Source organism: Bradyrhizobium sp. PMVTL-01, from assembly GCF_051861855.1.
Lineage (GTDB): Bacteria > Pseudomonadota > Alphaproteobacteria > Rhizobiales > Xanthobacteraceae > Bradyrhizobium.
The window spans coordinates 5,706,388-5,728,892 of the sequence record NZ_CP193982.1; the positions used below are offsets into that span (position 1 = coordinate 5,706,388).

23 protein-coding genes are annotated in these 22,505 nt (G+C 60.3%); 8 read left to right on the forward strand and 15 right to left on the reverse strand.

Annotation, left to right across the window (positions count from 1 at the left end; translation table 11 throughout):
• The first annotated feature begins 217 nt into the window (after positions 1-217).
• Genes ACRQ5Q_RS27770 through ACRQ5Q_RS27780 form a run of 3 tightly spaced genes read left to right on the forward strand, consistent with a single transcriptional unit; the run spans position 218 to position 2,673 of the window.
• Entirely contained in the window at positions 218-976 is a 759-nt protein-coding gene (locus ACRQ5Q_RS27770) for a class I SAM-dependent methyltransferase (RefSeq protein ID WP_439393096.1), read from the forward strand.
• Between the two features lie 5 nt (positions 977-981).
• Entirely contained in the window at positions 982-1,695 is a 714-nt protein-coding gene (locus tag ACRQ5Q_RS27775; protein ID WP_439393098.1) for a class I SAM-dependent methyltransferase, read from the forward strand.
• A gap of 3 nt (positions 1,696-1,698) precedes the next feature.
• Positions 1,699-2,673, forward strand: coding sequence for a glycosyltransferase family 2 protein (locus ACRQ5Q_RS27780; protein WP_439393100.1), 975 nt, complete (start codon positions 1,699-1,701; stop codon positions 2,671-2,673).
• A gap of 154 nt (positions 2,674-2,827) precedes the next feature.
• On the opposite strand, the gene ACRQ5Q_RS27785 is transcribed toward ACRQ5Q_RS27780, so the two are convergent.
• On the reverse strand, positions 2,828-3,829 hold the full coding sequence (locus tag ACRQ5Q_RS27785) for an isoaspartyl peptidase/L-asparaginase (RefSeq protein ID WP_439393102.1): 1,002 nt from the start codon (positions 3,827-3,829) through the stop codon (positions 2,828-2,830).
• 367 nt (positions 3,830-4,196) lie between these two features.
• Here ACRQ5Q_RS27785 and ACRQ5Q_RS27790 point away from each other — a divergent pair, with 367 nt between their 5' ends.
• On the forward strand, positions 4,197-6,086 hold the full coding sequence (locus ACRQ5Q_RS27790) for a hypothetical protein (protein ID WP_439393104.1): 1,890 nt from the start codon (positions 4,197-4,199) through the stop codon (positions 6,084-6,086).
• 94 nt (positions 6,087-6,180) lie between these two features.
• Complete coding sequence (locus ACRQ5Q_RS27795; RefSeq protein ID WP_439393106.1) at positions 6,181-6,852, forward strand: hypothetical protein; 672 nt, start codon at positions 6,181-6,183, stop codon at positions 6,850-6,852.
• A gap of 1,010 nt (positions 6,853-7,862) precedes the next feature.
• Here ACRQ5Q_RS27795 and ACRQ5Q_RS27800 read toward each other — a convergent pair.
• The 6 genes from ACRQ5Q_RS27800 to ACRQ5Q_RS27825 form a co-directional block, all read right to left on the reverse strand.
• Positions 7,863-8,219 carry a TadE/TadG family type IV pilus assembly protein gene (locus ACRQ5Q_RS27800; protein WP_439393108.1) on the reverse strand — a complete coding sequence of 119 codons (357 nt, stop codon included), beginning with the start codon at positions 8,217-8,219 and terminating at the stop codon, positions 7,863-7,865.
• Between the two features lie 20 nt (positions 8,220-8,239).
• A complete protein-coding gene (locus tag ACRQ5Q_RS27805) occupies positions 8,240-8,806 on the reverse strand; it encodes a TadE/TadG family type IV pilus assembly protein (RefSeq protein ID WP_439393110.1) in 567 nt (188 codons plus the stop codon).
• Positions 8,803-10,167 carry a TadE/TadG family type IV pilus assembly protein gene (locus tag ACRQ5Q_RS27810; RefSeq protein ID WP_439393112.1) on the reverse strand — a complete coding sequence of 455 codons (1,365 nt, stop codon included), beginning with the start codon at positions 10,165-10,167 and terminating at the stop codon, positions 8,803-8,805. The genes ACRQ5Q_RS27805 and ACRQ5Q_RS27810 overlap by 4 nt, the downstream gene beginning before the upstream one ends.
• A gap of 383 nt (positions 10,168-10,550) precedes the next feature.
• On the reverse strand, positions 10,551-10,838 hold the full coding sequence (locus tag ACRQ5Q_RS27815; RefSeq protein ID WP_439393114.1) for a hypothetical protein: 288 nt from the start codon (positions 10,836-10,838) through the stop codon (positions 10,551-10,553).
• Between the two features lie 101 nt (positions 10,839-10,939).
• Positions 10,940-11,188, reverse strand: coding sequence for a hypothetical protein (locus ACRQ5Q_RS27820; RefSeq protein ID WP_439393116.1), 249 nt, complete (start codon positions 11,186-11,188; stop codon positions 10,940-10,942).
• Between the two features lie 471 nt (positions 11,189-11,659).
• On the reverse strand, positions 11,660-11,947 hold the full coding sequence (locus tag ACRQ5Q_RS27825; protein ID WP_439393118.1) for a helix-turn-helix domain-containing protein: 288 nt from the start codon (positions 11,945-11,947) through the stop codon (positions 11,660-11,662).
• Between the two features lie 568 nt (positions 11,948-12,515).
• Between ACRQ5Q_RS27825 and ACRQ5Q_RS27830 the strand changes: the two genes are divergently transcribed.
• Positions 12,516-13,160, forward strand: a complete 645-nt coding sequence (locus ACRQ5Q_RS27830) for a hypothetical protein (RefSeq protein ID WP_439393119.1) — start codon at positions 12,516-12,518, stop codon at positions 13,158-13,160.
• A gap of 191 nt (positions 13,161-13,351) precedes the next feature.
• Here ACRQ5Q_RS27830 and ACRQ5Q_RS27835 read toward each other — a convergent pair whose 3' ends face one another.
• The 3 genes from ACRQ5Q_RS27835 to ACRQ5Q_RS27845 all read right to left on the reverse strand — a co-directional run bounded on the left by ACRQ5Q_RS27835 (position 13,352) and on the right by ACRQ5Q_RS27845 (position 17,325).
• Entirely contained in the window at positions 13,352-14,710 is a 1,359-nt protein-coding gene (locus ACRQ5Q_RS27835) for an HlyD family type I secretion periplasmic adaptor subunit (protein WP_439374507.1), read from the reverse strand.
• A 9-nt stretch (positions 14,711-14,719) separates the two neighbouring features.
• Positions 14,720-16,432, reverse strand: a complete 1,713-nt coding sequence (locus tag ACRQ5Q_RS27840; protein WP_439393121.1) for a type I secretion system permease/ATPase — start codon at positions 16,430-16,432, stop codon at positions 14,720-14,722.
• 392 nt (positions 16,433-16,824) lie between these two features.
• Positions 16,825-17,325, reverse strand: coding sequence for a hypothetical protein (locus tag ACRQ5Q_RS27845; RefSeq protein WP_439374505.1), 501 nt, complete (start codon positions 17,323-17,325; stop codon positions 16,825-16,827).
• 210 nt (positions 17,326-17,535) lie between these two features.
• On the opposite strand from ACRQ5Q_RS27845, the gene ACRQ5Q_RS27850 reads away from it, so the two are divergent.
• Complete coding sequence (locus ACRQ5Q_RS27850; RefSeq protein ID WP_439393123.1) at positions 17,536-17,982, forward strand: hypothetical protein; 447 nt, start codon at positions 17,536-17,538, stop codon at positions 17,980-17,982.
• Positions 17,983-18,009: 27 nt separating this feature from the next.
• Here ACRQ5Q_RS27850 and ACRQ5Q_RS27855 read toward each other — a convergent pair whose 3' ends face one another.
• The 3 genes from ACRQ5Q_RS27855 to ACRQ5Q_RS27865 are packed head-to-tail and all read right to left on the reverse strand — an operon-like array spanning position 18,010 to position 19,552.
• Positions 18,010-18,249: a hypothetical protein gene (locus ACRQ5Q_RS27855; protein ID WP_439393125.1), complete on the reverse strand. Its 240-nt coding sequence runs from the start codon at positions 18,247-18,249 to the stop codon at positions 18,010-18,012.
• 31 nt (positions 18,250-18,280) lie between these two features.
• The gene (locus tag ACRQ5Q_RS27860; protein WP_439374502.1) at positions 18,281-18,556 is read right to left on the reverse strand and encodes a hypothetical protein; all 276 of its coding nucleotides are present in this window, start codon (positions 18,554-18,556) and stop codon (positions 18,281-18,283) included.
• Between the two features lie 30 nt (positions 18,557-18,586).
• Complete coding sequence (locus ACRQ5Q_RS27865; protein WP_439393127.1) at positions 18,587-19,552, reverse strand: FecR family protein; 966 nt, start codon at positions 19,550-19,552, stop codon at positions 18,587-18,589.
• 532 nt (positions 19,553-20,084) lie between these two features.
• Between ACRQ5Q_RS27865 and ACRQ5Q_RS27870 the strand changes: the two genes are divergently transcribed.
• The gene (locus ACRQ5Q_RS27870; protein WP_439374500.1) at positions 20,085-20,600 is read left to right on the forward strand and encodes a ParB N-terminal domain-containing protein; all 516 of its coding nucleotides are present in this window, start codon (positions 20,085-20,087) and stop codon (positions 20,598-20,600) included.
• 155 nt (positions 20,601-20,755) lie between these two features.
• Here the strand turns inward: ACRQ5Q_RS27870 and ACRQ5Q_RS27875 are convergent, their stop codons facing one another.
• The gene (locus ACRQ5Q_RS27875; RefSeq protein WP_439374499.1) at positions 20,756-21,031 is read right to left on the reverse strand and encodes a DUF3303 domain-containing protein; all 276 of its coding nucleotides are present in this window, start codon (positions 21,029-21,031) and stop codon (positions 20,756-20,758) included.
• A 446-nt stretch (positions 21,032-21,477) separates the two neighbouring features.
• Positions 21,478-22,500, reverse strand: a complete 1,023-nt coding sequence (locus tag ACRQ5Q_RS27880) for a glycoside hydrolase family 5 protein (protein ID WP_439374498.1) — start codon at positions 22,498-22,500, stop codon at positions 21,478-21,480.
• Positions 22,501-22,505: the final 5 nt, after the last annotated feature.

Sequence of the window (22,505 nt, forward strand, 5' to 3'; positions counted from 1 at the left end):
TCTAGACGACACAACGCTTTATTGCAACAGCGGCGCCATCGTTTGCACCGGAGTATCGCGCCCTGGCAACTGCCACGATTGCCGATACGGCGCCTTGAACAGAGGCGTCTATGCGCCGCGCTCGACCCGCTCGCGAGCACCGTCGAGGTTGCAGCGTGTTTGCGGCCATCGTACCATGGATCGACGACAAGCTAAACTTTCCCATTGAACTTTCCCCATGGGGATCGACATGAGCGCCACTCCTGTTGAGGAATTCAAGCCCATCCCGATCCGGCGGAACGCCGGCATGGTGGGCCGGTTGGCCTTCGCTGCGCGCATGGTGGTGGACCTGCAACTACTCACCTGCAAGCGATTCCTCATGCCGCATCTGATGGTGATGAAAGGCAGCGTGCTGGACGTCGGCTGTGGCGAGATGCCCTTTCGCAGCCTGCTACCGGAAGCCGCGCGTTACACGGGACTTGACGTGCCAGCCGCCAACGATTTCGGCATGGGCCCCCATCCCGAGATAGTGGAATTCAACGGCGTCACTATCCCTTTTCCGGACGCCAGTCAGGATCACATTCTCTGCACCGAGGTCCTGGAACATGTTGAGGATCCGCCGGCGTTGATCGCCGAAATGCATCGTGTGCTGCGGCCGGGCGGCACGCTTGTCGCCACGGTGCCCTTTGCGGCCCGCGTGCATCACGCACCCTATGACTATCACCGTTTCACCCGCTATCGCCTCGTGCAGATGTTTCCGGGCTTCGAAGGAGTAGCGGTCGAAGAGCGCGGCGACGATTTAGCGGTGATCGCGAACAAGCTCGTCGTCGTCTGCATGCGATTGGCAAAGCCCACCCGGCCATGGCTTCTGCCGTTGCTACTGGTGTTAGGGCCGGTCGCCATGCTGGCGGTTGGTTTGGCGCATCTTTCACTTCGCTTCGGGTGGGGATCGAAGAACGATCCGCTCGGCTACGGCATCTTCGCACGGAAAGTTTGATTCTCATGTCCCGAACGGCTCTGCAGGATGAGCGTGGCTTCAACCAGGTTTTTAAGCCGGTGGGCTCCACGCCGCTGCGGATGCGCCGACGGGGCGACTGGTTTGTAACGCAGATCGAGCGGCTCGGAGCTCGGCGCGTGCTTGAGATCGGCAGTGGCACGGGTGACACCGCGGCTTATCTGGCCACGCGCAGCAAAGCGGAGATCGTTGCGGTCGATATGAGCGAGAGATTCGTGGCCGAGGCACGTGCGCGTCACGCGGCTCCCAATCTTCGCTATGAACTGTTCGATGTATTAGGCGATACGCCGCTTGCCTTTGGCCATTTCGACATGGTTTGTGGTAACGGCATTTTGCATCACCTGATACGACGATTGCCCGACGTACTACGAGCGCTGCACGGCGTAACCAGCTCTAGCGGCGGCCTCGCCTTTATCGAGCCAAACTTTCTTAACCCTTATTGCGCCCTCATCTTCGGGACGAAGTTCGGCCGCCGCTGGGCCAAGCTAGAGCCGGACGAAATGGCCTTCACACCAGGCGAATTGCGTAGCGTGCTGCCGGCGGCGGGCTGGCGCGCGGTGGAGGTGATCACGCGCGATTTCCTGCTGCCCGGCCTACCCGAGATGTTCATCAGACCAAGCATTGCGATCGAGCCTGTGCTTGAGGCCTCGGCCGCCACGCGCTGGCTTGCACAGTCTCACTTCATCACCGCACAGGCCTGATTTATGGCACGCATCACAATCGTCTCTCCTTGTTACAACGAGGAGCAAAATGTCGAAACCTGTTACCAGGCTGTGTTGGCCCTCTTCGCGCCGGACGGACCACTCGCGCATCACGAGCGTGAACACATCTTCTCTGACAACGCGTCGGAGGACGCTACGGTCGAAATCCTTCGCCACATTGCGAGCACCGACCGCTCCGTGAAGGTGATCCTGAATGCACGAAATTTCGGGCCTTTCCGCTCGAATTTCAATGCGCTGCGGTATGCGACAGGTGATGCGATTCTCGTCTTTCTCCCGGTCGACCTACAGGACCCGCCGGAGGTCGTTCCCGAGATGGTGCGCCATTGGGAAAGTGGCATCGAGGTCGTAGCTGGCGCGCGCGTCAATCGCGAAGAGACCTGGATGCTGCGCACGTGCCGACGCATTTTCTACCGCATTGTCAACATGCTCTCTGATTTCGAAATTCCGGAGAACGTGGGTGAGTTCCAGCTTATCGATCGTAAGGTATGGGAGGTAGTGGTCAGCCATCGCGATCAATACCCTTATATCCGCGGCATCATCGCTTCCGCCGGTTTTCGGCGGCTGATCATCCCCTACACCTGGAAGGCACGGAAACTCGGCATCTCGAAAAACAATGCGGTGCGCCTGATTGATCAAGCGATGAATGGTATCTTCTCCTTTACCAATGCGCCGATGCGCTTTTGCAGTTTCCTAGGGTTCGGGGTTGCCACCCTCGCGCTCCTCTATGCGCTCTTCATCTTCCTGCTTGCATTGGTGACTCAGAAGGAGGCCCCTGCCGGCACGCAGACCATCATCATTGCTCTTTTCTTCTTCTCAGGTGTCCAACTGATGTTCATTGGCATGATGGGCGAGTACATTACCGCGATACATTCGCAGGTACGCCGCGGGCCGATGGTAGTTGAGCGCGAGCGCATCAATCTCGATGCGCCGGTACCGCCGACCGACGCCGCTCGATGACCGGAGGGAGCGAGAGCGAGATTCGGGGTCGAACATTCGTCGGCCGTCCTGGCCCGATCCGGTTCATTGTGGAAGGCGCCCCCGGGCTTCCGCCTCGCCGCAATTGTCGTGCCCTGTCAGCGTTCTTGGCGCCCTTCCGGTGCGATGAAGAAACTCAAATGCGTTCGGCGCTTCTACATTCGGGGCGAGTCATAGTTTCACGCCAATACCAATAATGAATGTCATCGGGGACGTTCGCTGCTACGACGCGCGCGTTACCGGTGCTGTCCACGGCATGTATCGTTACCCCGCCAATCAATCCCTCGTTTAGAGCGGCCAGGTCTTGGACAGCATTCTCAACCGCCTCATGCACGCCCTTTCCCAACGCCAACTGGGTCACAACGTAGCGCGCTATTCCCGTCCGCATGGCCATTTCGCCTGTGTGGGTGCATCCGCACCAGCCAAACCGGCTATCGACATAAAAGCCCGCGCCGGCAACTGGAGCATCACCCAGCCGTCCGGGATGCTTCCACGGCCAGCCAGACGTGCTACTGGCAGACGAGAGTCCCTGCCCGTCCGATGCAACCATGATGATCGTATCAAATGCTTCCTTTCGAGCAGCCGTGATGCGCGCGACTAAATCAAGGAGCCGAGAGTGGTGACTGTCCAGCAAAGGTTTGACGTCCTGTTCCCACTTTTTAAATTGGGCCGGGGCCAGCGTTGGTTCGGATGTCAAGCCGCAGTCAAATGCGAAGCGTTCGGCGCCAGATCCGACTAGCAACGTATGCAGTCGGGCGTCCATAAGACGGCGGGCAATTTTGATGGGAAGCAATTTCTGGACTGCCGCGACGGCGCCAACCGAGCGGTTGTTACCGTCCATGAACGAAGCATCGAGCTCCATTACGCCCAAAATGTTGGGAGCTCCACCATATCCTGCAGCGTCAATGCTTTCGTCCTCTTCGAGTTCCCGAAGGCAATTTTCGAGCACATCATGTCGGTGTTTCAGCGCCAACAGGTCCTGCGCTGCTTGCTCTATGCCATTAGGAATTTCGCAATTGCGCAACAAGAATTTCAATTGTGCCTCCGCTTGAGGTTCCGGTGCAATACTCATCAGCGTCGAGATCCACAGCCGGCAGCAAGCCTGCTTCGATTCTGATTCATCCTCCCATTTCAGCAATCATCCTTCGAACCACGAGGGCCTGCACCGGACCGGCTCGCCCGCGAGATTCGGTCTCGAACCCGTGCCCACAAATAAGTGGAGAGAAGCCCCCGGTTCAAGCCGCCCGCGTCAGCCGTTCCAAACCCTCGTCGTCCGCTCTCCACCCCCGCATAACCCATTCGAGTTAATCCATTCGAGTTTTTACCACAAAGCATCCGCGCTTTCCGCAGCGCCACGCGCGCTCAAATCTTCGAAGAACCTTTCGCGGGCGTGAGCGCTGTTAATCGCGGCATCTTGAGACCTTTGATGCGGTGGAGTAGGCTTTGTGCATTCACGAAGCTTTTTCTTGAGAATTGAATAGCTGCTCCAAATAGGCGTCTTTTACATGCGCCAGCCGATCGACACCGCTCCAAGGGATGGGGAATCCGTCATTCTTGAGGATGACGTAAGCGGACGCTTCGAGTTTGCCCAGTGGTCGGCTGAGGCGCGGGGGTGGGTTAGGGAAAATGGCGAGCCAAGCGAGATCACGCCGACGCATTGGCAAACAAGGCAGCTTCCCCAGGAAGGTGATGAATTTGTTCTGCAAGATGAATTGATTCCGCCAAAGGAAACTGGATCGATCGCCGCCCCCCCGGCGCAGCCAGGGCCCCGCTCCTTTTGTTTCCCCTCGGGCCTGGCCGAACGCGCGAGGGTGACGGAATTAACTCGTCTCGTAACGAACGCCGACCCGGTCACTGACGTCCTGGTTGCAGCGCGGGTCGCGCAGAGCAAACCGGAGCGCGGACGTACCGCGCGGCGCGCCACCTCCTCGATCGCCGCGGTGATGGTCGGGGCGTCGCTCATCGGCTGGTATTTCCGCGCTGAGCTCGTCGCCCATGTGACGCGATACATTGGTGAGCAGGATAACGTCAGACCTAACACAGCAGATGTGGAGCCCGTCAAGAAGGAGACCCAGATCCCAAGCCAAGACCAGCAAAAGGCCGATCGGGATCCAGCACTTCATCAGCAAGCCGACCGGGCGATCGCACAGGCACCGCGGGATACTGCGCAGGACAAACAAGCCGCGGGAGCACTGCAGCCGGAAGAGCAACAGTCTGCTGAAAAGGAGCGGCGCCGCGCAGAGGCCTTAGGAAATGAACTGGCGACCGCGCAGCAGATCATTGAGATGCAGGTAGCGCAGGCGAACAAGACGCGCGATCAGGCCACGCAGCTCAGTCAGGCCGCGGAGAACGGGATGGCGGAGCTGCGACAGTCGCTGAAGAAGGAACGCGACAGAGCCGAGACGCTGACCGCCGAACTTGCGAGAACGCGGCGCGACCTCGAGACCCAGCTCGCGCTGTCAAGCAAAGCCGGTGACGAGGCGGTGCAGGCGAAGAAGGCCGCCGAGAGCGCGACGGCGGAGCTTCGACAGTCGCTGCAGAAGGAACGGGACAAAGCCGAAACGCTGACTGCCGAGCTTTCGAGAACGCGGCGCGACCTCGAGACCCAGCTGGCGCTGTCAAGCAAGGCCGGTGACGAGGCGGTTCAGGCGAAGAAGGCTGCCGAGAGCGCGACGGCGGAGCTGCGACAGTCTCTGCAGACAGAACACGACAGGGCTGAGACGCTGACTGGCGAGCTTGCGCGGGCGCGGCGGGACCTCGAGACCCAGCTGGCGCCGTCAAGCAAGGCGGGCGACGAGGCGGCACAGGTGAAGAAGGCCGCCGAGAGCGCGACAGCAGAGTTGCGACAGTCTCTGCAGAAGGAGCACGACAGGGCCGAGGCACTGACGAGCGAGCTTGCGAGGGCGCGCCGGGACCTCGAGACCCAGCTGGCGCTGTCAGGCAAGGCCGGTGCCGAAGCGGCGCAGGTGAAGAAGGTCGCCGAGAGCGCGACGGCGGAGCTGCGACAGTCTCTGAAGATGGAACGCGACCAGGCCGAGGCGCCGGCACCGGGCCCCGAACCCACGCTGACTCAAGCCGCGGAGACCGCTGCGACAGAGCAGCCAGCGGTTGCTGAGGCGCAAGGCAGTCGGGAAGCGGCCCGGTTGCTGGCGCGCGCCAGCGCCCTGCTCGGCCAGGGAGATATCGGTGCAGCGCGGATCGTGCTCGAGCACGCTGTCGAGGCGGGCAGCGCACAGGCGAGCTTCATGCTCGCGGAGTCATATGATCCCTTCGTTCTTTCCACATGGAAGACCTACGGAACGCGCGGCGATGTGACGAAGGCGCGCGAACTATACGAAAAGGCTCTTGCCGGCGGCATCCAGCAGGCCAAGGATCGATCCGTCGCGTTGCATTAGGGGCAAGGATGGACCTCATCATTGTTTGAGCGCGGGTTCGCTGAACTCATCAGAAAAATCTGGTCTGCGGACGTGGTCGGTCGGGGTCGTTGTAATGCGCCTGCAAAAGCTCACTTTTGAGGAATGGCTTGAACACGCGTTTGGACGCGAAGTTCGATTTCAGCAGGCCCCCTGGTATTTCGATCCCGGCCACGATTGGTGGGACCCGACGCCGGCTGAGGCCCTTGCCTATTTCACCCGGCTATTTGAGAACCCGGAACCTGCGTTGGAAGGGTTCGCCGATCGCCAAATCGCTCAAGGCCTGATTTACCTCCTCAACACAATGGCATCCGGCGACAACGGATGGTTTTGCTCGACCGAAGTGCCGGTTCGGGAGCGCCTCCGCAGTGTCGAGGCGATCGTGCCGTTTTTTGAGCGACTGTTTAAACCGCGCTGCACCCCACATCTCTCACACCTGAGCGAGGTCGATGCCGGGACGCTCAACGGCGTCTGCTATATGTGGTGGGATGCCTTTCCATCTCTCGCGTTTGCCGGCGATCCAAACTTGCCAACCATCCAGGACTGCGCGCTGAGCACGATGGAGCGCACCCTTCACCTTGATTCTCTCGCCTGCCAGGAGAGCGCCCTGCACGGGCTAGGGCATTGGCAGTCAGGACACCAAGAAAGGGTGGCCAAGATCATCGACGAGTTCTGCACCCCCGATGCGAAAATCGATGCCAGGCTCTTGGCGTATGCCAAATCTGCCCGGTGCGGATGCGTTCTTTGATGTCTCGTGTATGTTGAGGCAGGAGGATCAAATGAGCGTTTTGTAGGGCCACCTCGGGTGACCTCTTTGGGCGGCATGTTGTGCAGCAAATCGATCTAGCTGCAAACCCCGAGATGGTGGAGCACCAGTGACTTGCTACGCGACAGCGCACGGCCTGCCGGTCGTTGACGTCGCACTATCAAAGAAAGTGAATTGCTTCTGGGTCAGTGGCCTGAACGGGGAATTGCAGATCCTTATCGAGATAGCCGTCGAAATGGCGCCCGGTTCATTCAAGCCGTCAAAGGTCCGGCGCTTTTCACGACGCGGGCTCCGGAAGCGCCGATAACTTCTCGATCAATTCAGCAACGGTCATTGCGCCCTCTCCAACAGGTAACGCCTGAACATGCCCATCATTTCGCATCCTTTCTAAGACCGCCAACGAGGCCGGGCAAAGCCTGGCGAGTGTCAGGTGCATGTAAGCTTGAACGGGTAAGTCAGCAGTTCTGCCATTTCATCGGTGCTGACCTGGAAAGCTTCCGTCGCTTTAATGTTATTTATCTCCGATCGGCCCGCTCACATAAGCTTGCCTTGAAATGGCCGGGCGCGTCGTCTTAGCGCGTCAGCTCCAGCTTCCGCATTTCGGTGATGCGTGCCAGGCAGTATTCGTACCGGCGCCGTAACAGAGGCAGCTGGTCCGGCATAAATGACCCTTAAAGGGAAGGAAGCCTTCCAGCCCCGCACATTAAAATGGCACGAATCCTGACGCCATTCACGGGCTGTGAAACCGAAACTCGTTTACCCGATTGCCGACATCACGCTAAAACGTTGCTGGACCATTCTGTCTCGGTTTCGAGCGATGGGGACTTATCAGGGCGGTGCAGGAGGTGCATTCGAACAGAACGCTGCGTGCATTTGTTTTATGGGGGTCATCAGGAAGCTCGCTCCAGATAGGATCGTGACGGCCCCGTGAAGACATCGGAAGCATACGAGCGCAGAACTGACGACGATGAACTATCGAAGGTGACAGCTGGTCAAGGAAAGCAGGCCGTCGCCGAAATCGGAACTACGAACGTTTTGAATCCCACGTCCATCGAGTAGCTGACGGACGCACTCACGGAGTTGCCGCAGGCGGCTGAGGTATAAGTGAAGGTCGGCGATACGTTCGGTCCCAGATAACGGCTTCGGGTATAAGCGATGGTCGACGCAGCATCCGCGCATATGGTTGTTTTTACGGAAGCGCAGCGCGCACCGTCTTCCACCGCAAAGTGAAGGCTTCCAACCAAAAAAAGAGCAAAACATAGCCCGATCGTGCCGATCACCAGCAGAATGAATACCGGTGCGACCATTGCGAATTCTACCGCTGTAGTGCCGTCCTGGTTCAGGTGCATGGACTTGAGATTCCGCACGATCAACCTAATCTCAACATAGCTGTTCGGTTAATGGGTGTAGGGAAAGTGCTCGCGACACTAAGGCTCGCAAACAATGATTTGTAGGTGAACGTCGTTTGTACCTGGATGTAATCGCCGGGCTGCAATGCAGGCGTGCCGGCGGCTGTGCAATCGGCGGGCTTCGAAGAGACATCACCCACATATTGCAGCGCACTGGATGCGTTGATGCAATAGTATCCCTCTGACGGTGAGCCGGTTACCAGTGTAACACTCGTACCCAGCGAAGTGCTCTGTAGCGCTTGTTGCATGGCGGCCAACAGGCCGGGACAGTTGGTCGTTGCAGGCAAATTGGAGCTGCAAGTCTTCAACGCGGCTTGTGCCGCAACCTGGGTTGCGTTCTCTACCTGCATTCGCTGGTAGATGTAAATCGAAACGTCTGCGACGTTCGCGAGCGTGGCCGACAGAAAGATGGCAAAGATGCCAAACTCGATGGCGGCCACACCACGCTGATCGGCGGATATTGCGTTCGTTTTACTGACGAGCTTGGAGACCAAGCCTTCCGACAGCCAGCGTGTTGCTTGCTTCATAGCACCAGCACTGCTCCGCCGGGGATCTTAGCCGTCGGCATCGTCAAGCCCGCTTGTCCGCATTGTCCGATGTCCGTCTTCAGAACCCCGCCCGTTCCGCTGATTTGAAAGTTATCGGCGACCATGACGAGGCATGATTTGCCGAACGTCGATTTATCGATGGCGCCCTTTAGCGTGAGGCTGGCGTGGGGCATATAAACCAGCCCGGTGACGTTCCACGTCGGACTGTTTCCCGCCGCAGAAACGTCGACGCCGGTCGTTAGGCTAGGGTCCTGATAAATTGCGACGCCCTTCCACGTGCCGGTGGTCGGAGGGGTGATATCGAGCACGCCGCCGGATCCATTCGTATTGTCTGTTGGAGCGTGCATGTAGCTGCCGTTAGTGCCGGAAAAAACCAGTGTGACCGCTGAGCCGCTCGACGTGGTGAGTGTGTGCCCATTGAGATCGAGCTGACCGTTTTCAATGATGAGGACGGCTGGCTGACCCACCGGCGTATTGATGGTCACATCGCCAGTGAGCAGCTGATCCCCGCACAGAAAATTATTGCCCGCCGACAGGTTTAGAGTGCCCGTTCGCTGATTGCTCGCGGCGACCGTGTAGCTATTCCCGTGCTTCGATTCCTGCGGGTAGTTTCCGGCACAACCACTGGAGCTAAGCGCTGGAATATTGCTCGCGAGATAATAGTAGGGATCCGTTAACGCCGGGCTCGACATCTGTTTGGCGCCGCAGCCATTGTTGGACCCGACGGCAAAGCTGATGCCCAGCCCCAGATTGGATCCGTTGCATTGGGCTGCCGTATTCGACATGGAGTCGCAGCCATTCATGTTGCCGGTGGGCGCCCCGTTGGTGCGGATACCCTGAGGGGCCCCACTGCTCGCGAGCGCCAACAGGCAAACCTCCTGCGGCACAGTGGTTTGCTTGGCGACGGCAGCAGCACTTAATTTCTTTTCGAGAGTGCCGTTAAAATTCGCGTCGCCTTGAAAGCCCACAATCTGAGACAACAGCAGCGGCGTATAGCCGGAAATTGTCACACTGTAACAGCTGTTGCCCCCGCCAGGGCAGGCTGCGGTATTGGTGACCGCGACGCTGACGTTACTAGCCCCATTCACGAAGCCATACTGTGCCGCCACCGCTCTGGCTTCGACATCATAGTTCGCCCCGTTGTTGATCGCGGCGGCAACCGTGGCCGCGTCGGCCGCGTTTTGCATGCTCCGAGTAATAAGATACCAGTTCGACACCTCGAAGCCGATGGCTAGGAAGCCGACCAGTGGGACGAGCAAAAAGCCCATCATCACACTCACCGCACCCTTTTCATCCGTGCGCAGGCGAAGCAATTGATTTACGACGGAACAAAGGATCATAAAATTCTCCCCAATCGTCCGCGGTAGAAAGTTGTTTGTTTACGTCGAAAGTTTCAAAGGTAGCCTAAGGAATATGGTCAACGTCTAATGAAGCCGGACTTCCATTCGCGCATAGAGAAGAGGCGCTCGTCCTTGCTCGCGACCTGACACGCCTCTCGACCCAAATCAGCTCGCACGACCGAATAAATGCGCCGCCTCGCTGCGCGTGGTCTCACTCAATGAGCGTATCGATCCTCGCAGAGGACCGTAGACATTTCGCAATGCTCTCCCGCATGTGGCAATCACTGCCGTTACGGCTCCGCTTTTTCGAAAGTGAATAGAGAAGAAAAAAGTCTTCGACAGAGTTATGCTCGGATAGGCCAACCTCGCAGCCTTGCCCGTAATTACCAAGGGGCTGCGCCAATCCACTGTGGAGTCTCCGCTTTAATGGGGCGCAAAGCGGAAGCTTCGCCTTTTGCCGCCGATGCACACGTGTCTGTAGCCTTGGCGTGCTTGCGTGTCTGTTTGGCCTCGGCGATCAGCAGGCAGCGCCTCAACTCCTGGCTGCAGCGCTTGGCCTGGGCGCGCATCTGGCACTTGTCATCAGCGGAGCTGGAGGATTTGGCGAGACTGCTCCACGTCGCTGCGAGCGACTTCTTGAGCAGCTCAATCTTGAGCTCCAGATTGTCCAAACGCTGCTCCGTCGGTCCTCTTCGGACACACGCTTCGAACGAGCTAAGCCGATTCTCCTGCTTCGCGGAACCCCGTAGGTTGCCGTCCCGGCGCGCCTCATTTATGAGGCGCCGAGCTTCGTCCAGACCGCATGGACAACGAGGAAGGTGGACAGCGCGCCCAGCAGCCACCGCAGTTCGCTACCGGTCCGGCGCTCATCAAATTCAAGATTGGGGTCGCGCTCGCGGCCGAACGGGACCTCTGGTGCCGGCCCTCGCGAGCGATCGGCTCGTGCGCCTGCGCGCCGCAACAGTCGACGAACGATCGTCTCCCGCTCGGCCATGCTGCTTCCGTCCGGTTGATCCGGCATCGTCAGTCTTGCCCGGCTTTACGAAGAGGTCGTCGTTGCATCAAGGATATCAGGCGCGCCAGGCGGTTCACGCGGCGGACGCTGTCGCTGAAGCGAGCTGCGGGACTGCGGTGTCGAATGTGGAAAACCATCTTTCGAAGGCGACCGAGCATGATGTCTCCGCAACAGGAAGAGCTTGCAACTGGCCGGCGAGTAATCGGCGCGGCCGAGTGGTGATCTCAAATGCTAACGGTGCCGAAATTTCCGTTCATTGCGTCGCCCCGAATGTTGAATTGCGGCTAAAACGAAATTTTAGCGGGATTTAACCGCGAAAAGATGTCACGGACGTAACTTGGCCACAAGCGCGGTGGCAGTCACGGCTCATCGACGAGGCGTAAAATCGATCCAGGTTAAAACACGACACAGGTGAAGGCGCTTGGCGTGGTTCGCCAATATTGCGCGCGGAGATGCGGTGCACCTCGCCTTCTAGAGTTACCGATCGCCAGCCGAAGAGATCCTGACGCGGAAGCCTTTTGCCTCAATGGCGCGGATCAGCTGCTCGAGGCTCATCTCGTCCGGCCGCAGCGAGAGCTGGTCCGAAGGGCCTTGATCCTGAGTCTTCACAAGGTGAACACCGTCCTCGAGAAACTCAGAGCTGACGTTAAGCGCCTTTGCCACGGCTTTTATCGTGTCGGGCTTGGGCACCCTGCCCCGCTTCTCCCAGTGCCAAATCGCGGGGGGAGTTACGTCAATCCGCCTGGCCAGCTCGGTGATGGTCATCGACCGCTCTTCCCGCAGCTGTTTCAAGCGCGAACCGAAGTTGGCAATCGTTTTGTTTTTAAATCTAGGCACCTGTAAATTCCATTGCATGTGTGAGAATCAGCGTTAACGACCACACTTCCGTAAGATTACGGTCTCGGTCGTTTTCAAGTCAATCACCGATTTAGGTTTTCGCCTGCGGAAGCCCGTGCGGTTCGTAACAATCCTGTGCAATCGGTCAGCCCACTGCCCTCTTCGATTCCGTTCAGCCGGCGAGGCCGGCAAGGCCTTAGCCAGAACTGGAAAGACAATTCGCTCAGCGTTACGCGTTCCCAACGCCATCGCTCGACGCTGGCGTGACAGGAGACCCCGGCTGCGGACGGCCGCTCCAGCGAGGGAAAGGGCGGCCGATTACGGCCCTGTAATGCGTCGGCGCCGTTAAGTAAACAGGCAAGCCTCTCCCCGTCGCTCCTTCACTCGATTGATCAGTGATCGCTCCAATGTCACTATGCGCCGGATTTGGCAGGATAAGGGTTTGGCCGGACGCGCTTTTCCTCGTCGCGGGACACGGCCGGGCAGAGGGGATCGCGTGACCATTTGGCGGCGTTTTGTATGTCGGCTGCGGCCCGGGCTGTTGCTGTCGGCCGCGGCGCTTTTTGCTCTTGCGGTCCCTGGCGTCGCGCAGACGGCCGGGCCACGTCCGGCAGCAGAGCAAGGTCCGGAGGCGCCCAAACGCATCGAGCATCGTCAGCCTTTAATCGACCTCCTCGCACACATGTCCGGCAAGTGCACGACGCTGAAGATCGCGGGTCGCAGCTATGCCTGCAAGGCCGTTGCCTACGCCCATAACGAAACCGGACGTGTGAGCTTCGCAGTGGCTATCGAGGACCCGGCGGACGACGGCCACGTCGTGTCTTTCTCCGGCGAAAGAGGAAAGCGCTTCGACGACAATTCCTACGAGCTTCCGATCGATCGGATGCTCCTGAATTCCAAGCACCGGCCGAGGCTCCATGGGCTGCCGGTGCCCGCGGAGGAGGCATCGACGGGCATTTGCCGCCAGGTCGGCAACTTTGCCGCGCGGCGGGTCTCGAGCGTCACCTGCACCGCGACGGACTCGCGGGGACAGAGCTACGAGCTGCTGTTCGTGTCGGACGGCTCTCCCGTCGGCGTTCGGCGCGTGAGGCAGTCGGCCGCCTCGATCGACGACCCGTTTAATAGTCCTACGGCCAAATAGTCCTGGAGCGACGCAGGCGGTTTTTCGCGCCGCCTTCCGCGCCAGAGTTTGGCCTCCGCCAGTCAGGCGCGTTCAGCAGCAATTCGAGGAATTGCCCCTGAGCCGGGCACACGCATCGGAATTGGAAGCCCGCCACTGAAACCACGGCTGACGGGCTGCGTCCCGTCCCTGCCCTTCCGAACGCGCGGCGCCTATTTCTGCCGGAAGGAGTGATTGAAGGACATGATCAGCGGCCCAACCAGATATTCAAACGCCGTGCGCTGGACGGTCGGGATCATGACGGTTGCCGGCATGCCGGGGTAGAGCTTGATGTTCGGCATGGCCGCAAGCTCACCCTGATCAATTCGCACGAAGGCCGTGTAGTATGGGTTGTTGCTCTTGGGATCGGTCAGACGATCTGCCGAGACCTGGATGACGTCACCATGAATGATCGGCACGATCCGCTGCTTGTAAGCCGTGAGGTGAACTTCCGCGCGCGTGTTGGGATGCACGTCGCTGATGTCCTCGACCGCCACCTGCGCTTCGATCGTCAGCCCGTCCTGCTCCGGGACGATGTCCAGGATCTTGTCGCCGCGCTGAATGACCCCGCCGACTGAAAAGACGTTGAGGCCGACCACCTGGCCGCTATAGGGCGCGCGGATCTCCATGCGCCCCAGGACCGCCTTGGCGTTCATGGCTTTCGGGATGACCTCCAGAATCTTGGCTTGCGTGTCCCGAAGGTCCCTGGTCACGTCGGTCATTCGATCATTGTCGAGTTGCGCCATTTGCTGCTCCTGCTCGGCAATGGCCTGGCGCGCTTTGGCAATGCTGGCGTTGGAATCCGCGATCTGACCTTCGAGGCCGTAGGCGGTACGCTGCAGCTGCAGAATACGCGGGCGCGCGATCAGGCCCCGCTCGACGAGAGGCGCGATATCCTTCGCCTCGCTGTGAACGGAATTGATCTGGTCGGTAAATGACTTCACTTGTGCCTGGGCGCCGACGATCTGCGAGCCGAGCTGGTTGATCTTCTCGCGGATGACGCTGCGCTGTCCCTCCAGCGCGGCTCGGCGGCTCTCGAACTGACTGACCTGCCCGTTCCAGACGCTCTTGAGATAGGGATCCTCGGAACGCGCCTTCAGATCCGATGGCATCACGAGCTCTGAGCCGTGATCAAGCTCGGTCAGGAGCCGAACCTCGGTGGCGCGAAGCACGGCCCATTGCTGCGTCAGCACTTCGTATTCGGCGCGCGCCTGGGTCTCATCCAGCACGATCAGCAGGTCACCTGAGCGGACCCTGTCGCCCTCCCTGACCCGCAGCTCCTTCACGATGCCACCGTCAAGGTGCTGGACGCTCTTGCGATTGCCCTCGACCTTGACGACCGCGGTTGCAACGACGGCGCCGTTGAGCGGCGCGGTCAGCGCCCACGCACCGATCCCGCCGAAGAATACGGCAACAATGATCCAGCCGGCGAGAGAGATGTGCCTGATCGAGTCGCTGGGCGGCCCGGCGAAAAGACCGGTCCGGCTGCCGGCAGCGGCGAGAGTCTTGGGTGTTCCGTCTAGAATGGCCATTGGGCGAGCCTAGCTGCTGGAGCCTTGCACGGCATGCACGGGGACAGGACGGGTCAGCCGTGCCATGATCTCGGCACGAGCCCCGAACATTTCGGCGACGCCATCTCTGAGGACGAGAATCTTGTCGACGACTCCGATGGTCGCCGGCCGATGCGAGACGATGACAACCGTCGTGCCGCCTTTTTTCAGCTGCACGATACAATCCGCCAGAGCGGCATCACCTTCGGCATCGAGGTTCGAGCTCGGCTCGTCGAGCACGACGAGGCTTGGGCGGCCATAGACGGCGCGGGCCAGAGCAATCCGCTGGCGGAAGCCGCCGGACAGAATAGCGCCGCCTTCTCCGACCTGGGTGTCATAACCGTACGGGAGTCTCAGGATCATTTCGTGCACGCCGGCGAGCTGGGCGGCGAGGATGACGTCCTTGTCGCTGCCCTCATCGAAGCGGCCGATATTGGCGGCGATCGTATCCGAGAACAGCTCGATGTCCTGCGGCAGGTAGCCGACATGGTCGCCGATCGCCCGCTTGACCCAGGTCGCGACATCGGCGCCGTCCAGCCGCACAGCGCCCGCCGAGGGCGTCAGCACGCCGACAAGCTGGCGCGCCAGGGTCGATTTTCCGGCCCCGGACGGCCCGATGACCCCGAGCACCTCTCCTGCCTCTACCGCGAAGGTGACGCCGCGCAGAATGGGCTTGGAGCCGCCCGAAGGAACGAAGCTGAGCGCCTCCACCGAAACATGCCCCCTGGGCCTGGGCAGCGTCAGGCCGGCCTCGACAAGAGGATGGGTCGTCAGCAGCTCGCGAATGCGCATGAACGCAGCACGCGCCGACACGAGACCGCGCCACGATCCAACGATCTGCTCGACCGGCTGCAGCGCGCGGCCGAGCAGAATGCTGGCCGCGAACATCGAACCGACGGTCGTGACTCGCTCGATCACGAGATATGCGCCCAAGCCCAGGATCAGCGATTGCATGGCGAGGCGCAGGAAACGGATCAGGCTCTGAATCGCGGCGGCACGGTCGCTTGCAGCGACCTGGCGCTCGAGCATCCGGTCGCGGTCGCGACTCCAGCGCCGCAGCAGGCCGCCTGTCATGCCCATGGCACGCACGACCTCGGTGTTGCGCAGGCTCATTTCGGTGAAGTTGTAGCTGCGCGCGGCGGCTTCGTTCGATTCCGTGAGCGGCAGCTTCACCAGCCACTCGCTCAACAGCGCCATCAGCACCAGGAGGACCGAACACCCCAGCGCAAATGCCCCCAGGAACGGATGCAGGGCGAAGATCACCGCGATGTAGATGGGAGCCCAGGGCAGATCGAAAATGGCGTGGATGCCGGTCCCGGTGACGAACTGGCGAAACGTATCGAAATCCCGGATCGCCTGACTGCGGGCGCCGCCCGCGTTGGCCGATCGATCGATGATCGCCGTCATCACCCGCGAGGCGATGTTGCGGTCGAGGCGGACGCTGGCGCGGGTCAGCACCCTCGCGCGAACCGCGTCCAGCCCGGCCAGCGCCATGAACGCCAGCAGCAGCGCGATCGTGAGCATCAGCAACGTGATCTCGCTGGCGCTCGAGATCACGCGGTCATAAACCTGCAGCATGTAGAGCGGGCCGGCGAGGTACAGCAGGTTAATGGCAAGGCTGAAGATGCCGGCCGTCACGAAATAGCCCTGGCATGTCTGCAGCAGGCGCCGGAGCTCGTCCGGCCTTTTGAAAGGCGCACTCACACAATCCGGCGGATACCCCGCCCCCCATCAAAAAATGACCGCCGCAGCGACAACGGCCGGCTGAATTAAAGATCTATTGATAGCCGTTACAATTCTTGTCCAATCGACAGCGTGTCTAGCACAGCCATCAGGCCCCGCGAAATGATCCTCGCTGGAAAGGTAAAGGTGCCCGTAGAGATACGGGCTTCCCGCGCGTTTATGACATTTATCTCGATTGGGCGCTGGCCTAAATGCGGCCGGACCGGCTCGGATTCCCGCAGCGCAACATGCTCGATCCCGAGCGGCGCTTCCCTTATTTATGCGCCTTTAGCGCCGTTGAAGAGATTGGGAAACCTGGACGGCCGTCGTCCCCGCTCTGGAACCGCTGATCCCGGTTTTACCGCTCAATTTACCTACCTTTGGTTTGGTCCCGTCATCCGATCGCTCTTGGGTACCGCCCCCTGCGCCAGCAATGCATCGGCGCTCTTGGTGAGTCCGCCAGCCAATTGTTTCGCTGCGTCCGGCGAGAACGCGTAACCGGCCTGGCCTTCCAGCCGGTGATTGAGGATGAAGAGCACAAGGCCGCGGCCGCTGGGGTCCGCGGAAATCGTGCAGTTCCTGGGGATTTCGAACCTCACCTCGTTGGCCTTGTCGGTCGCGCCCGGCGTGATCTGCGCCGCGGCTTCAGCGCTGGGGGCGACTGCTTCGGAGGCAAGCGCCGCTTCCCCGCCGTTTGACGCGGCCGGCTGCGCCCCGCCGCGCACATTTGTCAGCGCCGTGATCAGATCGTCGACGCAGTCACTGGCAAATCTCAGCTCCAGTGCGCCGGTATATTTGCCCGTGGTCTGGACAATGAATTCCTTCTTGTCGTCCGACATGGTGGCGGAACCCACCGCCGCAATCCTGATCGCCATGAGCTTAATGCCTCGAAATGTGGCTGGGGCCGAGTTGGCCCTCCTGCCGACTATGCGCCGACTATACTGCCCAGGGCGGCCTGGGACAGCATCTCTCCGCCGGTCGCCCGAAAATCGGGCGATGGATCAACCTTGGCGCATCCGCCTTGCTGCTTCCAGACGAGCGACCTAGGATAAAGCCATGTTACAGTCAATTCGCATTGCACCACTATGAGTATCAATCCCGCTTCCCGGATCATTGCAGAGTTGCGGCCGAAGTACGAGATCAAGATCGACCTCGACGAGCGATGCTTCCTCTTTCCGGCCGGCAAGTCGGTCAGCCAGCTGCTGTTGCTATCGGACGGCCACACCATCCTCATCGACGCCGTGTATCCGTTCAACCAGGCGCGCACGCCACCGCGGCTCGCATCGCTTGATCTCGACGATGCCAGGGAGTTCGGACGGCGGCTGGTCGAAGCGGTCCATACGGCGCGCACCCAGCTGGTGGGCACGAATGGCATCAGGATATCCATCAACGTGGTCGCCAATGGATATCACCTCCAGTTTGGCGACATGAACGCAGCGACCGAACTGTTTCTCGGCACCGGCTGCATCTGGCGTGTCTGCCAGGGCCTGCTCCGCATCGTCGACCTGATCGCGCCGATCGAATCCAACTGAAACGCTGGCGCCGCGGGCGGTGCCGCTTCACGACGCGGTCTCGACCAGCGGTTCCAGATAGCTGCGGTGCAGCGTTTGCGGATGCTTGTGTCCGTCCAGAAGGACCCGCAGCGCGTTCTTGGTCTGGGCAAAGCCGATGACCCGTCCCGTCCTCCCGTCCAAGCGCTTGCTGTGCTTGCCGAGGGACTTGACTCGGAAGCGGCTGCCGATCGCAAGATCCAGCACGAGGGCGTCGTTTTCATTCATGGCGGTCAACTCTTCATCCAAATGTCTTCCAGACAGGGTCACTCAGGTCAACTTACGCGCTACGCTTCTCCACGAGACTGCTGCAAAGCCGGCGATCGTCCTCCGACATGCCGGGCGGCGTCTCCCCATATTTGAAATAGGCCAGGATATGCGCGAGACGGGCAGCGTGCTCGATGGCGCTTCGCCTTTTCGCACGCTGCCAGGCAGTGCGCTGGTGCCCACTCATTGCGAGCTTTGTGGCAGTCTGCACCTCCATCGACAACACCGAGATCAGCATGCTGCGATCGACATCGACCAGCGAATTCAACAAGACCTCTACGTCACGCATTCCGTTCAGTCCACATCCTGCTTGTGCCGACTACACATGGAAGGTGAAGTCGGCCGCCTTGAGGTTCGACGCCACGGTGTTCTTGAGCAGAATCGAGTCGTTGGCATCGAGCGTCACCACCGTGTCGTTGAGGCTATCTGCCGCCGAAGCCCAGGTTACGTTCGTGAACTGACGAATGTCGAGCCTGTCGATCCCCTCCATGAAATCGGTGATCATACGAATCAGGACGCCGGTCGTGTTGAAGACCTGGATGGCATGCACCAGACCGTCGCGCTGATCGATGACGGAAACCGAAATCTTTCCGTCGGTCGCCGAAACATCGAGGATCACAGCCGTGCCGCGAATCCCGATCGTGGCGCTGGGTGTTGCGACCCGCATATCACCGGTCTTCGAAACTTGTCCCGTCACGAAGCTGGCGGCGCCCTGGACCAAGGTCATCAGCGAGCTGTTGGACGTGCTGTTGGCATCATAGGTCAGTTCGTTCACCATGAACCGCGCAGTGGCGGACAGATTGAACGTCGAGCCGTCGTCGAGCACGAGACCGAGGGTCGAGTCGCTCCCCGTCTGCACGACGTCGTTCTGGTAGACCGCATCACCGACGTTGGCGACGATCGTCACGCCGTTGCGGACAATGCTCGCGCTGCCGGTCATCTTGACGACATGGCCCACTACCTTGCCGCTCGCCGCGGGCGCGCCGGCTTGCGCCAAGTGGGGGTGTCCCGTCAGAGCATCGACGACGCCGGGGTCAAGGTGTGCGCCTTCGGGGAAAACGAGCAACGGGCGGGCGTGATCTCGGAAATGGTTTGGCGCGATGACACGATGGAGCTGATCCGAGAGGATCAGGTCGACGCCGCTGCGCAGGAAATCGCCGGAGAAGAGAAGGTGCGCGTTCGGGATCACAACTGCAGCGGACGGCATCTCCGCCAACGCGTCGTGCCCGAATTGAAGGGATTGGTGCCCCCAGCCGTTCGGCAAAACTCTGTCGGTGTGGTTCAAGACGCCACCGTAAATTGTTGAAAAAGAATAAAATTGTTTTTAAGTACCATTATGAAGTTCCAGAGAAAAGTGGCGACGAACCGCCTGCCCGAGTTTTCTGCACCGTAATTAATTCAGCCCGCGACGGCGTAAAAACCGCGACGCAAATCCGCGACAGGCATCTGAAAATATTACCCAATTCCAATACATGAAAGTTGGATTTGGCGTTTATCCGAAAGCAGTCTCCGGCTCGCGGAGCGCGGGGCCGGAAGACGGCCCGGAGCCCGATCGCGGCCCGCCGTCGAGGAGAAACGGGATTAAACCTGGTCAGCCGGTTTTGACGACCTGCCATCAGACTGCCGCGAGCACTCCAGAGAGAGCCTTCGGCCTGCGTCGGCACGCCGCCTGCCTCAAGGCGCTGTTCCCCAGTCTCCCGTCCGCCCTGTACAAGCGAAAGAAAACCGGTTGCTTCACGCGCCCGCTCGCTCCTAGGATAGCCGCATCCCTCGCCTCGCCGCGCGGCGACGGGATCGAGAGTGCCGGAGCAGAAGCTATGCCCAAGGCGGAAAGCTTGTCGATCGACAAAATTCGCGTTCCGACCAAGAGCAAAAAGACGCTCGACCCCGGGCTCGTTCAAAAGATCGCGGAAAGCATCCTGGAGATCGGACAGCGAGTTCCCATTTCCGTTCGCCCCGATGATGATCAGTTCGTCCTGGTCGACGGACTGCATCGGCTCGAGGCCTGCAAGGCCCTTGGCGAAATGTCCGTCATCGCTGTCGCGGTCGCGGCAGAGAGTTCTCAGCCCAGGAAGCTGCTGTCCGACAGCACCGAACTGGAAGCCGAGCGCAACAAGATGGCCCGGCTGAAGCAACTGCGCCTTGAAAGAGAGGCCGCGGCAGCAGCTGCACCGGCGAAACCCGGTTTGAATCGGCAACCGGAACGAAGCACTGGGGCGAAGCCGGCCGCATCATCGGCGCGAACCGCCCGGACGGCAGCAACTTTGGGACACAGAACGAAAACCCTGTCCCAATGGATCGCTCAACAGAAAAGCGACGGGGGCCGTTATTGACCCTTCGCCGCGCTGTCCGAGCGCCAATTGGCGAGCCTGTTGCTGCAACATGGGATTTGGCCCGGACAATCTCTGGCGCAGAAATGGGGCGCCGATCCCCGGGAACATCGGCGCCCCTCGACGCGCAGCTTTTGATTGCTCGCCCGAGCGCGCTATCAGTGCTTTGCCATCGCTGCCAGAATAGGGCCCGCTTCCGCGTCCTCGACGCAGGGAGTGACCGTGAGCTCCATGACATTCGCCCATTGTGCGTACCACTGGTACATGGCCTTGGGATCATTGCTTTCCGAGATGGCGAAACCTTCGCCATTCATTCCATGCCAACGCCCGAGCATCTTGACGCCCTCGGGCGGCGCTCCGCCGGTCTCCAGGAATTTCTTGATCGCTGCATCGATCGAGCTTGGCGGAATTTTCCAATGCGAGATGTACTTCATCAATGCTCTCCCATTTAAAAATGCGCTTCCTTGCCTGTACGGCAGTGCCCAGTCAAACACGAAGCGATGACGCTGCAAAGGCCCGCACCTTGCTCGAGCATGGGCCTCTGTCGGTCGACGCCATTTCCGGCGTGTTCTTGGACGTTTCCGGGGACTAGCTAATTCAAACGATTGGCTCTTCGCGCAACGGCGCATTTGGCGATGGCAGATCCGCGCAAACCGTGCCGCCCGGCGTCGGGCCGGATCTTCATCAGCCGGGCATTGAACCAACATCCTTACTGGATGAACCAGCCACCGCAGCGGCAGGCGCGACCGATAAGGCGTCCGAGGCTCGTGCCACGCAGGGTTGCCGACGCGGTCTTCGCGGTCATCCAACCGTCGCCCTACTCGAACGCGACGATCTTCCGACCAGGGACTTTCGAGGTTTGACCGCCCAGCATGCCTCTCTAACGCGAAGGCGGGATCAACGCTCGCAGGATGTCCGCCTTCCAGGCCTGGCGCGCGCTGTCGAAGGCGGCGAAATCATGGTCGAACTGCCAATAGGCCCATGACCAGCCGAGCCGGTCGGCGCTTCTCGCCACGTACGACAGGTATCTCGCGCGACTATCGGTTGGCGCGCGCTCGTACACGCCGAACTCACCGAGATAGACCGGGCGCTTCTCTTTCTCTGCCCAGAGGCTGATCTTCCCGAAATCGGCCGCGGCCCGCGCTTCGTCATCCTGTGAGCCCCAATCCAGCGGACCGATCCGCGAGAACGTCGGGGACCACGGTGCTCCCTGATGCGAGAACCGCAAGGGCGCGTAATAGTGAAAGGTGACGATGAGGTTCCGGTCGTCGGCCGGCAGAACCAGCTCTTCGACCGGATTGTCATCGACGTTGAGAACGGCGGCAACGATCGGCCGCACGGGGTTGGTGTGGCGGATGATTCCGAGGCATTCGTTGAGCAGCGAATTCCACTCGGCCGACGTCATCCGTCCGCCCGGCTCGTTCAAGACCTCGAAAACCAGTCTCGGATACTTGCCGGTATAACGCTCGGCGATCTGCCGCCAGAACGCCTTCAGCTTTTCCACGCATCCAGCCACGTCACTCTGGCAGACATGGGTATCGTGCTCGTCGAGAACGGGAACGAGATTGCGCGCGAGAACCTCCTCGATGACGGCATCAAGCCGCCTCAGGACGATCTCGTCCAGGACATTACCCGGCCCCATGAACTTGAAGCCGAAGAAATTGATCCTGACATGCGCGAACCCGGCCTTCTTGATGGCCGTCAGATTGTCGAGGCGGAACGGCGCATTCTGACCGCCTTCCCAGATCCCGTCGTAGCCGAGAACATTGATGCCGCGCCCCAGTTTCGGCACACCATTGGAAGCCTGCGCGGCACCGACAGATGGAGAGCAGAGCGCCGCGACGAAGAGAAAGCCCGCCGCAAGATTGAGACTCTTCGGCCAGCGAGCACGGATGAAGGTCATCTGCT

Coding starts and splice junctions, on each gene's coding strand:
- ACRQ5Q_RS27770 (WP_439393096.1), top strand. CDS start 218: ATGGGGATCGACATGAGCGCCACTCCTGTTGAGGAATTCAAGCCCATC.
- ACRQ5Q_RS27775 (WP_439393098.1), top strand. CDS start 982: ATGTCCCGAACGGCTCTGCAGGATGAGCGTGGCTTCAACCAGGTTTTT.
- ACRQ5Q_RS27780 (WP_439393100.1), top strand. CDS start 1,699: ATGGCACGCATCACAATCGTCTCTCCTTGTTACAACGAGGAGCAAAAT.
- ACRQ5Q_RS27790 (WP_439393104.1), top strand. CDS start 4,197: ATGCGCCAGCCGATCGACACCGCTCCAAGGGATGGGGAATCCGTCATT.
- ACRQ5Q_RS27795 (WP_439393106.1), top strand. CDS start 6,181: ATGCGCCTGCAAAAGCTCACTTTTGAGGAATGGCTTGAACACGCGTTT.
- ACRQ5Q_RS27800 (WP_439393108.1), bottom strand. CDS start 8,219: ATGCACCTGAACCAGGACGGCACTACAGCGGTAGAATTCGCAATGGTC.
- ACRQ5Q_RS27805 (WP_439393110.1), bottom strand. CDS start 8,806: ATGAAGCAAGCAACACGCTGGCTGTCGGAAGGCTTGGTCTCCAAGCTC.
- ACRQ5Q_RS27810 (WP_439393112.1), bottom strand. CDS start 10,167: ATGATCCTTTGTTCCGTCGTAAATCAATTGCTTCGCCTGCGCACGGAT.
- ACRQ5Q_RS27820 (WP_439393116.1), bottom strand. CDS start 11,188: ATGCCGGATCAACCGGACGGAAGCAGCATGGCCGAGCGGGAGACGATC.
- ACRQ5Q_RS27825 (WP_439393118.1), bottom strand. CDS start 11,947: ATGACCATCACCGAGCTGGCCAGGCGGATTGACGTAACTCCCCCCGCG.
- ACRQ5Q_RS27835 (WP_439374507.1), bottom strand. CDS start 14,710: ATGGCCATTCTAGACGGAACACCCAAGACTCTCGCCGCTGCCGGCAGC.
- ACRQ5Q_RS27845 (WP_439374505.1), bottom strand. CDS start 17,325: ATGGCGATCAGGATTGCGGCGGTGGGTTCCGCCACCATGTCGGACGAC.
- ACRQ5Q_RS27850 (WP_439393123.1), top strand. CDS start 17,536: ATGAGTATCAATCCCGCTTCCCGGATCATTGCAGAGTTGCGGCCGAAG.
- ACRQ5Q_RS27860 (WP_439374502.1), bottom strand. CDS start 18,556: ATGCGTGACGTAGAGGTCTTGTTGAATTCGCTGGTCGATGTCGATCGC.
- ACRQ5Q_RS27870 (WP_439374500.1), top strand. CDS start 20,085: ATGCCCAAGGCGGAAAGCTTGTCGATCGACAAAATTCGCGTTCCGACC.
- ACRQ5Q_RS27875 (WP_439374499.1), bottom strand. CDS start 21,031: ATGAAGTACATCTCGCATTGGAAAATTCCGCCAAGCTCGATCGATGCA.
- ACRQ5Q_RS27880 (WP_439374498.1), bottom strand. CDS start 22,500: ATGACCTTCATCCGTGCTCGCTGGCCGAAGAGTCTCAATCTTGCGGCG.